Source organism: Flavobacterium sp. RSB2_4_14 (genome assembly GCF_051547085.1).
Classification (GTDB): Bacteria; Bacteroidota; Bacteroidia; order Flavobacteriales; family Flavobacteriaceae; genus Flavobacterium.
In genome coordinates, this window is the sequence record NZ_JBPTTL010000006.1 from 1 (window position 1) to 14017 (window position 14017).

Below are 14017 nucleotides of genomic sequence, written 5' to 3' on the forward strand. Positions count from 1 at the left end.
GGTTTTTGATGTAAAGCAAATGCGTAAAGATGTAAAACAAGTATATGAAGATATGGCTAACTATGTACTTTCGATGTCAAAAGCGGTAAACAGTGATGAGTTTAATCAATCATTGGATGTTATCAATGCCGTAAGATCGTACTATGATAATTTATTGGCCAAAAGAAAGCCCGCTAAAAAAGGCGAAAAACAAGAAGAAATTCCGCCAATGGAATAGGTTGCAACATCATTAGTAACACAAAAAAGCCCCAATTTCTTGGGGCTTTCGTTATAAATCTATTTTCTTCAATTCTTTATAATTGGCATTGAGTTTTCGGAGTAAAATGCCGTAGAGTAATCGGTAGAACAACCAGAAAGCACCAATTAATAGGACTACTGTAAATCCTAGAATTAGGATTATTTTGATGAGTATCCAATTGCTTTCGTCTTGGGCTATTTTTTCCTTCAGCACACTCATGTCAGGGTTGTAGATAAACGCCATTGCAAATCCTAAAATAGTGCAGAAAAATATCATACTCAAGTTATACCAAACGTAGTTTCGAACTGTTTTTCTGGTTTTTAAAATATCGGACATCAACTGTTTGGTGGAAGTAATGGTAGAAATTTTGGTATAATTTTTATAAAAACAATAAATAAATCCAGCAATGACCACGTAATTGATATAGGTCAATATTTTTAAATAGATTAAAAAATCTTCGGCATGCAAACTCTTGATAGCATCATCAGCATTATAAACAATACCAATTCCCGACCAAACAATAATTTCTAAAATACTTATAATCAAAATCCATTTTACAATAGACGATGATTTCCTATGCAGCATTTTGTATATTTCTTTTTCAGATACTTGTTCAAAAGAATGGTCCTCTTTTTTCCAAGCTTTTTTTAATAAATCCAACTCTTCCATAATCCTTAGGGATTTAATATTTTTTTTAATTTTCCTTTAATTCTGTTCATCTTCACTCTGGCATTTACTTCGCTAATACCCAATGTTTCCGATATTTCGGTATAATCTTTATCTTCTAGATACAAGAAAACTAGGGCTTTCTCGATGTCGTTGAGCTGTTGCACCGCTTGATACATCAGTTTTATTTGCTCTTCTTCCTCATGGTTATAATCATCGGGACTGAGAAAATGATATTGACCTTCATAGGTTACAGTAGAAACACTGCGCGTACTTTTTCTATACAAAGTAATAGCCGTGTTCAGTGCCACTCGATAAGCCCAAGTCGAAAATTTAGAATCGCCTCTAAATTTTGGAAATGCTTTCCAAAGCTGAATGGTTATTTCCTGAAACAAATCATTGTGTGCATCTTGATTATTGGTGTACAATCGACATATCTTGTGGATAATGTTTTGATTATCCTTAAGCTGCTTTACAAATGATTGTTCTAGGTTGTCACTCATGACTTCGTTAGTATAAGAAATGTTGATTTTGTTACACTTTCAAAAATACAAATTTTAGTTTGCAGAATAATAGTCTTTTTTAAACACATAGAGACATAGATTTTAATGGATTTTAAAAAGGCGTTTCACTTTAGGATAGTAAATCATAGCTATGTGAACCAATAATTGGTCTATCTATCCCTTTTTTTCTATGTTCCTATGTGTTTAAAACTTTTAAAATTCTAAATAATTTATCTATTTACTCTGCATAACTCAAAGGTTTCGTAGCAAAAAAGAATTAACCTATCTTTGCGCTTTAAAAATAGCATACCAAAATGAAACTAGGACACTACAATACACTTACCATAGCTCGCGAAACCAAAGTGGGACTTTTTTTAACCGATGGCAAAGACGATGTGTTGCTTCCTGTAAAATATGTTCCAAAAGAATACACCATTGGCGATGAAATTATTGTATTTGTCTATCTTGACCACGAAGAAAGACCGGTTGCCACTACTTTGGAACCTTATATTTTGATGGATGAATTTGGATTACTTCGAGTGAATTATGTCAATCAATTTGGTGCTTTCTTGGATTGGGGTTTGGAAAAAGATTTATTCGTTCCGTTCAAAGAACAAGCGCGACCTATGGAAAAAGGAAAACGCTATTTGGTTTTTGCCTACATTGATGAAAAGACAAATAGAATCATGGCTTCTAGTAAAACCAATCAGTTTTTGAATAACGAAAATTTGACCGTAGCAGTAGGAGATGAAGTGGATTTAATCATTTCACACATTACCGAAGTGGGAATTAATGTTATCATCAACGATATTCACAAAGGTTTGCTTTACAAAGACCAAGTGTATGACGAAATCCGAACAGGTGATAGAATGAAAGGGTACATCAAAGCCATTCGACCTGATCATAAAATAGATGTTACGTTGCATAAATTTGGCTACCGAAATGTAGAACCTAATGCCGAGAAAATTCTAGACGAACTTAGAGCTAGTAGAGGTTTCCTTCGATTGAACGATAATAGCCATCCCGAAGACATCAAAACCGTATTGAAGATGAGCAAAAAGACATTCAAAAAAGCCATTGGTTCGCTCTACAAAGACAAACTTATCGAGATAAAAGACGACGGGATTTATTTGATTTAAGATTGCTGAGTAAAGATTTTAGATTGATGAAGTGTAATTATTTCTGCAATCAGAAATCGTTACTCTAAAATCATAATTTTTATTCCTCACATTCCGTTTCAGGCGGAAGTGGTTTTTCGATTTCTGTTTTCTTTTTATAAAAAATACTACTCACTAGGCTCAAGGTAGCATAAGGTCGGTTGGAATATTTATTTCCCAAACAAACTACAGTTACCGTATCTTTTTTTACAGGCACAAATGACGTATTGTTGCCATGCCACCAACCGTTATGATAGACCATTTTTTCACCATTGGGTGGTAAAAATCGCATTCTCATTCCTAATCCGTAGTCCTTAATAGGTGTTTTTACTTGACCTGAACTATAGCCAAAATAGGCTTCTTGCAAAAGTTCTTGTTTGATAAAATCTGGAGAATAAGTACCTAAATCAAACTTCGCCAAATCTCTTGGTGTGGAATAAATATTCTTATCGCCATACAAGTTGTCAAATTGATCCCAAGGAAAAATAGTATTGCCTCTGTATGATTTTGAAGCGGTTTCTCTATCGGTATCATAGTTGAAAACATAGGTATTGTTCATTCCCAAAGGTTTAAAAATCAATTCTTGCATGGCATTTCTGAAATTTAATCCTGTAGCTTTTTCAATAATGAGTGCTAAAATCACATAATTGGTATTGCAATAATCGAAATGGGTATCGTGAGGAGATTTTAAACGAAATTTATTTTGCACCAATAAATTATATACATCTTGATTGGTTAGAATTTTTTTTCGGTTCCAATTTTTCTTCATCAATGCGGGAAAATTGGCATAATGTTGCAAACCGCTTCTGTGATTGAGTAATGTTCTTATGGTTGTATTTTTATAAGGAAATTTAGGAAGCCAATCGCTTACTTTTTGATCCAATGTTATATTGTCCTGTTGCACTAGTCTTAGAATAGCTGTTGCCGTCAATACTTTACTAACCGATGCTAAATGGATTGGTGTTGCAGCATCAATCTTTTTTCCAGTTTTTACATTGGAATATCCTTTATAATCTTCATAAATTATCTGACCATTTTTAACCACAATAAAACCGCCACTGTAATAAGGAGAGTTGATGAGTTTATTATAAAACGAGTCGATTTTTGTTCTCTTCTCGTTCTTGTATTCTTCTGATACAGTACCTAGTTTTATGGGAAATGGGGTTTTGATTATAGAACTGTCTTCAGAGCTATTAGTATTTGAAAAAGTATGCTGCTTTCCAGTTTTTGGGCTAGAAATAAAAAAAAGCGTAGATAAAAAAAAGGTGATTAGGGTAATCTTCATAATTGTAAAATGATTACAATGATACCAATATTAAATTGAAATTAAAATTTTGTTTTCTTAATAATTCATAAAGTTATTAAGGTATAAATGAACAAAAAAGGAATAAAATTTTAAGCCACAAATTACACTGATTTTCACGAATTAATTTGTGAAAATTAGTGTAATTTACGGCTAGTTTTTTTGTTTGGATTTTAAAATCTGTACTAATTTGAGAAATCTGTGTTCTGTTTTACTCCGATTTTACTTTAATGGGAAGCGTATATAAGGTTCTCACTTTTTCTCCATTCAAAATGCCAGGTGACCATTTGGTTTTTAAAGATTTCAAAACTCTGATGGCTTCGTTGCCCATACCATAACCCGGATTTCGTAATATTTTAATGTCTGTAATGCTACCATCAATTTCAATGACAAACGAAACCAGAACAGTAACTACAGCAGCATCTTCTATAGTTGGTCTTTCAAAATTAGCACCTACATATTGATAAAATTTATTAATTCCACCAGGAAAAGCTGGCAATTTATCCAATAAAACTGCTGGCGTTGGACTTGTGTCAACAGGACTCGCAGCTACAGAATTACCAGGTGTAGAAACTTCGGTTCCAGTTCCGCCAGTAGTACCACTAGTTGCTGTTGGTTCATTGGTAATTTGTGTATTTGTTGGAACATTAACAATAACCTGTGGCGTTGGCGCAACCACCATGTTGGATAAATTTGTAGGCTCAACAGGATTTGGATTTTGTCGTTGAGGTTCTTTTTGAGCTGGTTTTGTAATAGGAATTACTGTTAATTCTACAGGAGTGATGGTTGGACCAATTGGAATAATTGGACAGTTTATAGTTTCATTACTAAACGAGGAAAGCAATAATCCTAAACCCGAAACAGAAATAAGAAATACTACACCAGCAATAAATGCTAATAATGTGGTTCGTGAATTTTCTTGACGTAACTGATACGCACCATAGGCTTTGTTTTTGCCTTCAAAAACTAGATCTATCCAGTTTTTTTCATAAATACTAACGTTTGACATGATTAATTGTTTTTAAGTTAAGTATCTATGTTACATACGCTATTGGATTTGATTATATAACGTAGGAAATTATGAAATAGTATAAGAAGTTTTAATTTTTTTAAAATTAAAACAACAATAATCTTAAAATAGTGTGTATTTTAAGGTAAATAGAAAGAAAGAATGAGAATTATTTTGTGCTCTCGATGATTTCTGCCAAAAGTTTTTTGGCTCGAAGTAATTTGATTTTAACGTTACTCAAGGGTTCATTGAGTTGCTCTGCAATTTCTTGATAACTCATCTCTTGAAAATACCTCAGTTGTATTACTTCTTGATAATGAGGTTTTAACTCTTTTATAAATTGCAACAATCGAGATAAGTTTTGCTCGGTGATCAATTCATCTTCTGCTGATGGTGAACTGTCGGCTACATTATAAGCTTGTTGGTCTTCTTCATCAGTGATTTCTACAAAAATGGTAGATTTCTTTCTGCGAAGCATATCAATGTGCACATTTTTGGCAATAGCAATTAACCAAGTGTTGAATTGAAATTCGGGATTATAAGTAGCTATTTTATCAAAAGCTTTGGAAAAAGTTTCAATAGTAATGTCTTCCGAGTCAGTTTCGTTTTCAGTCCGTTTGAGCATAAAACCATACACATCGTTCCAGTAATGGTCGAGCAAAAAGGTAAAAGCAACTTGATCGCCTTTCTTTGCTTTTTCTATATAATGGTTTATTTCCAATGTACTGGTTTATTGAACATATTGGTTATGAAGACGTTTAATTGGGTAAAAATTAAAATAATTTCTATGATGGGAAACCAATACATAACGTCTTTTTCTTTTAGTTTTCCAGCAGCAAAACCCATGGCTATCCATGCAAAAATGTACCGGAAACCAATAATGCTCAACACAGCAATCCATTGAAATTGAAATGCTAATAATATGATTGGTAATGTTAAAAATAACATTTGAGAAATGTAAAAAACACTCAATTGATTTCTGTCAAACAATTTATAATGTTTGGCTGTAGAAACGTGACGTCTCTTTTGTGTAAACCACTCTTTGAAAGAGGTTTTAGGTTGCGAATAGGTGAAACTGTCAGGCAAATAACAAATAGCAGTGTTAGCCGCGGTTGCTGCTTGGTTGATGAATAAATCATCATCTCCCGAACGTATTTTCATGTGATCCATAAATCCGCGAACTTTGAAGAATTCTTCTCGTTTATAAGCCATATTGCGACCAACACCCATGTAAGGTTTTCCAATTTTTGCCCACGAAAAATATTGCGTTGCCGTTAGTAAAGTTTCAAATCGAATGATTTTATTCAAAAAGGAATTGGCTATTTTTTCGTAGGCACCATAACCCAAAACGATATTCTTTTTGGCAGTAAATTGAGAACTCATATTTGTAATCCAATCTTTAGAAGTTGGATAACAATCAGCATCGGTAAACAGTAAGAAATCGTATTTAGCGGCTTTAATTCCTAAGGTTAAAGCAAATTTTTTATTACCCCAAAACGCTTCGTTATTTTCTACTTTTACTAATTTAATATTGGAATATTGTTTTTCAAATTCTTCAAAAATCTCCAAAGTAGAATCGCTTGAAGCATCGTCAATCAGAACAATTTCGAAAGTGTGGTAATTTTGTTCCGCCAAAAGTGGAACAAATCTTTTTACATTTTCTTCTTCGTTTTTAGCACAAACGATAACTGATATTGGAACATTTTTAGGAGTTACTGTTTGTGGTTTTGCAAATGAAAATTTACCAAAAACAACAATGTAGTACAAAAATTGAACGACTACAACCGCAATAAATAAACAGAAAATGGATAATAACATAATGTGCTTTTGACTTTTAAAAAGGTCTGCAAATGTAGTTATTATAAGAGCAAATATCAAATGAAATTTAACAAATTCCTATCGATTATTTTTCATCTCATTAGCAATGGCAATCGATTGATTATCATTGGTTTTTTCTAGTTCTGAAATGATGTTTTTATAATTTTTATCGTCTCGGTTTTGGGATAATTTTTTCTGAGCTTCTATCGCAGTGATTTCAATTTCAAAGGCAATGATACCTCTTGCTTCGCGCATCGTTTTTTCGGATAAATGGTCTAATCGAACTGGATTTTTTGATTTTGCTTCATATTTATCAACTAATCTTTTTAACGAGTCAACTGCTTGTACATGATTGTAAACAGTAACTTTTCCATAAACGTGAACCGCCAAATAGTTCCAAGTAGGCACATTTTCATGGTCATACCAAGAAGATGAAATATAAGAATGCGCACCGTGAAATATAGCTAAAACATCATCATTAGATTTAAAACTATCGGCTTGTGGATTGGCTTTCGAAATGTGTCCAACAAGAATTTGCTTTCCGTCTTTTTCTTCCAAAAGCAACGGAATATGCGTAGCCCAAAGCTTGCCATTAGTTTGATTAACCAAAATTCCAAATCCATTCTTATGAATGAAATTTTGAATTTCCTCTTGGTTTTCGTTTTTATAGAGTTCTGGGATGTACATTATTTATAAAATTATATAACATTAACTTCTGCTTCAATAGCAATGCCAAATTCTTTAAGAATAGTGGCTTGAATATCCTTGGAAACATTCAAAATTTCTTGTCCAGTGGCTTTGCCATAATTGACTAAAACCAACGCTTGGTTTTTATGAATACCAGCATCACCAAAACGTTTTCCTTTGAAACCCGCTTTTTCAATAAGCCAACCTGCAGGAACTTTTACTTCGGTTTCCGAAATGACATAATGAGGCATTTCGGGATGCAAAGCATGAATTTTTTCAAATGCTACTTTTGAAATAATAGGATTTTTAAAAAAACTTCCGCTATTGCCGAGTTCTTTTGGGTCAGGTAATTTACTTTGTCGAATAGCGATTACAGCATTGGAAACATCCTTTAAAGTAGGAGTGATGACGTTTTGTTTTTCCAATTCCTTGGTAATATCGCCATAGGAAATATTGATTTTATGGTTGCGTTTGGTTAATTTAAAAACTACCGATGTTATAATAAATTGGTTTTTTGCTTCGTGCTTAAAAACACTTTCTCTGTACCCAAAATGACAATCTTCTTTCGAAAATGTTTTCATTTCTTGAGTAGCAATAGTCATGGCTTCGCAGGAAACAAAAGTATCTTTAATTTCTGTGCCATAGGCACCAATATTTTGCACAGGCGTAGTGCCAACATTTCCTGGAATGAGCGACATGTTTTCTAATCCACCTAAGTTTTGGTCAATAGTCCAAAGAACAAATTCATGCCAATTTTCACCAGCCATGCTTTTAACCCAAACAAAATCGTCGTCTTCCTTAATGATTTTTTTTCCTTTCAAATCAATATGGATGACTAAGGCATCAATATTTTTAGTTAGTAACATATTGCTTCCACCACCAAGAATGAACTTGGTTTCGGTTTTGTTTTCATGCAAAATGGTTTTTAATTCATCAACGGAATGAGCGGCTACAAACTGTCTGGCTTTAGCTTCGATGCCAAAGGTGTTGTATTTTTTTAAAGAAAAATTAGAATGTATTGTCATGCTTTAATTAAAAATGAATTATCACAAAAGTAACGTAAAGTTTTTTAAACAAATTTTTTAAAATAAGTTTTATACCAAATGTGCAACATGAAAATAGGCATGATGTAAGGCATCAGTTTGGTATTTCCACTGCGTAATTCCGCTACTAATTTTTTACCATCCAAATTTTCTAAAAAGTGCATTTCAAAAATAGGACTGATAGCAAACTCATTAAGTTCTTCTTTAAATGCTGGATATTCTGTTAAATAATTATACCAAGGCGCACTCAAACCTACTTTTCGGAAGTTGATTATCTCTTTTGGAAGTTTGTCTTCCATAGCAGTTTTGAGAATAAATTTTCCCTTCTTACCAGTAAAAAGCCATTTATCGTCTAAACTTCCCAAACCAGCAATTAAGCGGTAGTCTAAAAATGGTTCCCGACATTCTATAGAAGTTCCCATAGTACATCGATCATTTCGGTCGAGGAGTGAACTTATATAGGTATGTTGGTCAAAATACAGCGCTTGACGTTGCAGATTATTTGGATATACTATTTTAGCTTCTTCTAAAATTTCATGACGATAACTATTTACAGGCTTTTCCTTTCTTCCATAAAATGACATGATGTCGTCGGGATATACATTTGACCCATTAAAAATGACCAAATCATCTACGTTGTCAATTTTTGAATAGCGTAACAATTTGTCGTAACGCGGTTTTTTATTAAATCGTTCCATTAAGCTCAAACCCGAAATTACTTTAAGTAATGAAGGATTTTTTAAAGCTTTGTAGCGCACATATCCACCCATAAGTTCATCAGCACCTTCGCCAGATAACAATACTTTTACTTTTGGTTTTGCCAATTTGGACACAGCCAATAGGTGTGGTTCATTCAGGTGCATTATAGGTTCATCTTGATAATACGTTGATTCTAGTAAGTTTTGATATAAAGAATCATTATCGAGTTGTGTATTATTGAAGTTGTAATGGTATTCTTCTGTGATTTTTTTTGCCAAAAATGACTCGTTGTGTTCCGCTTCTCCAAAACCAATATTGAAAGTGTTGATGTTTTTAAAATCTTGATGGTATAATGAGGTCAAGACAGAGCAGGAGTCTAAACCACCACTCAATAAAACACCAACGGGAACATCACTAACCATTCGTAATTTTACCGAGTCGAAGAAAATTTCTTCGAACCAGTCTTTTGGGTTTTTAATCAGTGCGTAATTTTCGATTTCAGATTTTAAATTCCACCATTTTTTAAACGTAGTGTAACCATTGTTTTCCAAAACCATATAATGACCTGGAAGCAATTTTTTTACTCTGTTATACAAGGTGTTTTCTCCTGCAACAAATCGGTTAAAAAAATATTCATCTAGTCCATTTTCAGAAATTTCTAAAGGAATTCCAGCTGTGAAAAGGGCTTTTTGTTCAGAAGCAAAATAAATTGCATTTTGATAAAACGCATAATACAAAGGTTTAACACCCATTCTGTCTCGAGCCAAAATCAATTTTTTGGCTTCAGTATCCCAAATAGCAAAGGCAAACATGCCATGTAATCTGTTTAGAAAATGCATTCCATAAAGTTCAAATAACAGCATTAAAACTTCGGTGTCTGAACCTGTTTTAATGGGTATACCTTTCGCTTTTATTTCGCTATAAAATGATTTGTAATTGTAAATTTCCCCATTAAAAACTAGAATATATCTTTTGTTTTCTGAAATAAAAGGTTGATGTCCCGCAGCACTAACATCTATAATAGACAAACGTCTGTGGCCTAATCCTATATTATCTTGAACAAAAAATCCTGAATCATCTGGACCACGATGTTCAAGTGAATCTCGCATTTTCAAAAGTTGGTTTTGATCAACTTTTTCTTGATTGAATTTTAAAATGCCATTAATACCACACATAGTTAGTTGGTGATTGATTTTTGGTTAATTAGTTCGTGGTAGGTTTGGGCAATGGCTTTCATGTTAATAGTGTAGTTGGCATGTTCTTCAACAAACTTTCTGTTTTTGTGTATTACAGCTTCTCGCCAAAGGTTTCTTTCCCATGCATATTGTAACTCATCAGCTAAAATTTTAAATCGGCTATTGAAAATAAGAATACCATTTTCTTGATTTTTTATCCAGCTTCGGTTTCCAGGCAAATCGGTCACAATAGGAAAGCAACCACACGCCATTGCTTCAAATAATGAAGCTGAAACTCCTTCTGTTGCTGGTAAACTTATATAAAAATTAGATTGTTGCAGCATCTTTGCAACTTCAGTATTTGGCATTCTTCCTTTGAAAATTACTTCTTGTTCGATGTTTAAATCAACGGTTAGTTTTTCGAGTGTTTTGCGCATGCTTCCATCTCCAATAATGGTAAGACGAAAAGGAATATTTTTTTGTTTTAAAACAGCAAAAGCTCTGAGTATTTTAATGTGTCTATATTCGGGTTCCAAAGATCGAGTTACAATAGCTTCAATGAAATCTTTATTTTGATTGTTTTGGAATTTGAAATGTTCTAAATTAATTCCTTTGGGCTTTAGTAAGACTTTAGACATGTCAACATTGCTATTTTCCATGTGATCGGCCATAACTTTTCCCCAAGCATGAATTAAATCGGCATTTTTGAAAGCGTAATCTTGTAGCATTTTTTTAAAAAAATACAAAGGAGATTCATGAGGCCAAAGATCAGTAAATCCTTGTTGTGCTATAGCTATAGGTTTTATGCCTGTGAGTGCCGCAAGAAAACCATAACTTGTGGTTCGCTCTGCAATAACCATATCAGCATTGGATTTTTTTGCAATCTTTTTTATGGTCAAAAAAGCACTAGTTAATTCAACAAGTCTTTTTATGCGATGAATTCCAATACTGCTACTTTTAAGTTCCCATGTAACAATTTCGAAATCGCCAAATTCCTTGAGACCATTCATCCAAGTTATAGCATCTGCACGATACGTTTCACCAAGAAACAGAATTCTTTTTTTTGCCATTTTGAATTAATCTTCTGTCTCTAAAGCTCGGTTAAGAAAATCATTCAATGGTTTCAGCGCTATTAACTTTTGAGCAATAATTTTACTAAAATCTTTCTCTGTAAATAGTTTATCTTCTATTTTTTGGGAAGCGGTAAAACTTTTCAATTTTAAGTATTCAATGGCAGGATGATTTGGATCAAAATCTTTAGGTGCTTTTTTGAGCATGTTATTTTCTTCACGAGATAATTGTTTGAACTCGCTTTTGAAAGTTTTGTTAGCTACAATTGATTCTAAATCATCATAAAAAAAGGCAATTTCTTTTCTAATTTGTTTCAACTCATTAGGTTCAGGACACCAAACGCCACCAGCAATAAACGAATTTCCTTTTTCGAAATGAATATAATAACCAGGACTGTTTTTTCTGAATTTGTTTTGGGTCAACCAAACGCCCATATTGGTTTTATAAGGCGATTTATCTTTTGAAAAACGGATGTCCCTGTTAATTCTAAAGGTGCAATTTTTGACTTCCAATGGCTCTAATGATTTGTCCAAAGGTTTCATCTCAGCTAAAATAGAAGCAATAAAATTATGATAGTCTTTCTTGTAGTTGTCATACCTTTTCTTGTTGGCATGCATCCATTCGGTATTGTTATTGGCAATTAAATCCTCAAGAAATTGAAGTGCTTCTTTGGAAATCATCTACAATTGTTTTTTTAAATCTTCTTCAGAGATATAACCTACATTACGCCACACTTCTTTTCCTTTCTCATAAATAATAAGCACTGGTAAACCATCTAATTTAAGTTGGTCAACAATTGTTTTGTTTTCATCTGCATCTAATTGAACAATCTTAATTTTGTCTGCCATTTCAGTTTGAAATTTTAAAATATAAGGGTTCATTTTTTTGCAAGGTGCACACCATTTGGCATTAAAATCTACCATGACACGGTCACTAGATTTTATCAATCCCCCATATTCTTGATCACATATCCCAATGATTTTATCACTTGGTTTATTATTTCCAGCAGCATTCCATTTCATGATTCCGCCGTCAAGATTATAAATTTCTTTAAATCCTAATTCGGCTAATTTACTGGCAGCTTGTGAACTTCTTCCGCCAACTTTGCAGTAAACAAAAATAGGTTTTGATTTGTCATATTTCTCGGCTTTAGCTATAAAATCAGTTCCATTCCAGTTTACGTTAGTCGCATTTTCAATGTGTTCACCACTAAATTCTTCGGGTGTTCTTACATCCAAAAGTTGCGCATTATCAGTTGCTTTTAGTTTTTCTGCAAAAGTTTTTACATCAACTGTTTGAACCGTTTTTGATTGTTGTCCTTGGCAACTAAAGAATAAAAAGCTTATGACGATAAAAGAATAAATTTTTGATTTCATTTTTATTTTATTTTAAGCAAAATTAGTAATTTGTTAGCTAATTAAAGGTTAAATATTTTATAACTCTGATGCATTGTTTTTACTATGTTTTCAGTTCGTTCTGGATGTGTGTCAGAAATGAATAATTGTCCAAATTCTTCATTGTTTACCATTTCTATAATTTTGCTCACGCGAAATTCATCAAGCTTATCAAATATGTCATCAAATAGTAAGATTGGTTTTTCGCCACTTTGTTTTTTAACAAAGTCGAATTGTGCCAATTTAAGTGCAATTAGAAACGATTTCTGTTGCCCTTGTGACCCAAACTTTTTGATAGGATAATGGTCTATTTCAAACGATAAATCATCTTTATGAACGCCAACCGAAGTATATTGTAACGCTCTGTCTTTTGAGATATTTTCTTCTAACAAAGTTAAAGTGTCTTTTTCAAATAAATCACTTTGATATACTACTTGGACAGTTTCGGAAGAGTTTGTTATCGTGCGATGGTATTCGTTAAAAATCGGAATGAAATCATCCAAGAATTTTTTCCTTTTTTCAAAGATACTTTTACCCAAAGTGTTCAATTGCTCATTATAAATACTCAGTGTTTCTTTGTCGAAAACATGGTTCAATGCAAAATATTTCAATAAAGCATTGCGCTGGCTTATGATTTTTTGATATTGAATGAGCTTTTGTAAATAGGTATTGTCTAATTGCGAAATGACACTATCAATAAATTTTCTTCGCGTTTCGCTTCCTTCAATTATCAAATCTCTGTCAGCAGGTGAAATTATCACTAAAGGAATAAATCCAATATGTTCTGAGAATTTTTCATATTGTTTGCTGTTGCGTTTTAAGGTTTTCTTTTGTCCTTTTTTTAAACTGCACACAATTTGTTCGCTTCTGTTTTTTATTTCAAATTCACCATCTATTACAAAAAACTCTTCACCATGTTTAATATTTTGTACGGCTAATGGATTGAAATAACTCTTTCCATTGGCTAAATGATAAATGGCATCGATGATATTGGTTTTTCCAATGCCATTTTTTCCCACGAAACAATTGATTTTGGTATCAAATTCGAAGGTGCCTTCCGAAAAATTTTTATAATTTAGTATTGAAATTCGCTTTAAAAACAATTTAGTTTTTGTTTAAAATTAGTGTTTAAACTCCTTATTTATATGGAAAAAACGGAAGTTCAAAACGTTGAATCCTAATTCCTAAAGTAAAGAGGTGCAAATTATTCAAAAATATCGATAAAAATAGCTTTTAAATATGAATAAAAATTTT

At 32.7% G+C, this 14017-nt stretch carries 15 protein-coding genes; 2 read left to right on the top strand and 13 right to left on the bottom strand.

Translation table 11 applies throughout. The annotated features are described in order from the left end of the window. Nucleotides 1-217: hypothetical protein (locus tag ACSVH2_RS10805; RefSeq protein WP_438093196.1), on the top strand; the 217-nt coding region annotated here is incomplete at its 5' end. A gap of 51 nt (nucleotides 218-268) precedes the next feature. Here the strand turns inward: ACSVH2_RS10805 and ACSVH2_RS10810 are convergent. Further along, a complete protein-coding gene (locus tag ACSVH2_RS10810) occupies nucleotides 269-907 on the bottom strand; it encodes a hypothetical protein (protein ID WP_438093197.1) in 639 nt (212 codons plus the stop codon). Between the two features lie 5 nt (nucleotides 908-912). Then, a complete protein-coding gene (locus tag ACSVH2_RS10815; RefSeq protein WP_438093198.1) occupies nucleotides 913-1407 on the bottom strand; it encodes an RNA polymerase sigma factor in 495 nt (164 codons plus the stop codon). Between the two features lie 314 nt (nucleotides 1408-1721). On the opposite strand from ACSVH2_RS10815, the gene ACSVH2_RS10820 reads away from it, so the two are divergent. Continuing rightward, nucleotides 1722-2546, top strand: coding sequence for a CvfB family protein (locus tag ACSVH2_RS10820; RefSeq protein WP_438093199.1), 825 nt, complete (start codon nucleotides 1722-1724; stop codon nucleotides 2544-2546). Between the two features lie 79 nt (nucleotides 2547-2625). On the opposite strand, the gene ACSVH2_RS10825 is transcribed toward ACSVH2_RS10820, so the two are convergent. The 11 genes from ACSVH2_RS10825 to recF form a co-directional block, all read right to left on the bottom strand. After that, complete coding sequence (locus ACSVH2_RS10825) at nucleotides 2626-3849, bottom strand: serine hydrolase domain-containing protein (protein ID WP_438093200.1); 1224 nt, start codon at nucleotides 3847-3849, stop codon at nucleotides 2626-2628. Between the two features lie 229 nt (nucleotides 3850-4078). After that, entirely contained in the window at nucleotides 4079-4876 is a 798-nt protein-coding gene (locus ACSVH2_RS10830) for an energy transducer TonB (protein WP_438093201.1), read from the bottom strand. Between the two features lie 169 nt (nucleotides 4877-5045). Continuing rightward, a complete protein-coding gene (locus ACSVH2_RS10835; protein WP_438093202.1) occupies nucleotides 5046-5597 on the bottom strand; it encodes an RNA polymerase sigma factor in 552 nt (183 codons plus the stop codon). Further along, entirely contained in the window at nucleotides 5588-6694 is a 1107-nt protein-coding gene (locus tag ACSVH2_RS10840; protein ID WP_438093203.1) for a glycosyltransferase, read from the bottom strand. Before ACSVH2_RS10840 ends, ACSVH2_RS10835 begins: the two co-directional genes overlap by 10 nt. A 78-nt stretch (nucleotides 6695-6772) precedes the next feature. Next, nucleotides 6773-7381, bottom strand: coding sequence for an FMN-binding negative transcriptional regulator (locus ACSVH2_RS10845; RefSeq protein ID WP_438093204.1), 609 nt, complete (start codon nucleotides 7379-7381; stop codon nucleotides 6773-6775). An 11-nt stretch (nucleotides 7382-7392) separates the two neighbouring features. Then, entirely contained in the window at nucleotides 7393-8406 is a 1014-nt protein-coding gene (gene murB / locus ACSVH2_RS10850; RefSeq protein WP_438093205.1) for a UDP-N-acetylmuramate dehydrogenase, read from the bottom strand. Between the two features lie 44 nt (nucleotides 8407-8450). Next, nucleotides 8451-10298, bottom strand: coding sequence for an asparagine synthase (glutamine-hydrolyzing) (gene asnB / locus ACSVH2_RS10855; RefSeq protein ID WP_438093206.1), 1848 nt, complete (start codon nucleotides 10296-10298; stop codon nucleotides 8451-8453). 2 nt (nucleotides 10299-10300) lie between these two features. After that, nucleotides 10301-11368: a glycosyltransferase gene (locus ACSVH2_RS10860; RefSeq protein WP_438093207.1), complete on the bottom strand. Its 1068-nt coding sequence runs from the start codon at nucleotides 11366-11368 to the stop codon at nucleotides 10301-10303. Between the two features lie 6 nt (nucleotides 11369-11374). Further along, nucleotides 11375-12049, bottom strand: a complete 675-nt coding sequence (locus ACSVH2_RS10865; protein ID WP_438093208.1) for a DUF2461 domain-containing protein — start codon at nucleotides 12047-12049, stop codon at nucleotides 11375-11377. Next, nucleotides 12050-12745, bottom strand: a complete 696-nt coding sequence (locus ACSVH2_RS10870) for a rhodanese-like domain-containing protein (protein ID WP_438093209.1) — start codon at nucleotides 12743-12745, stop codon at nucleotides 12050-12052. 41 nt (nucleotides 12746-12786) lie between these two features. Further along, nucleotides 12787-13866 carry a DNA replication/repair protein RecF gene (recF, locus tag ACSVH2_RS10875; RefSeq protein ID WP_438093210.1) on the bottom strand — a complete coding sequence of 360 codons (1080 nt, stop codon included), beginning with the start codon at nucleotides 13864-13866 and terminating at the stop codon, nucleotides 12787-12789. Nucleotides 13867-14017 lie beyond the last annotated feature (151 nt).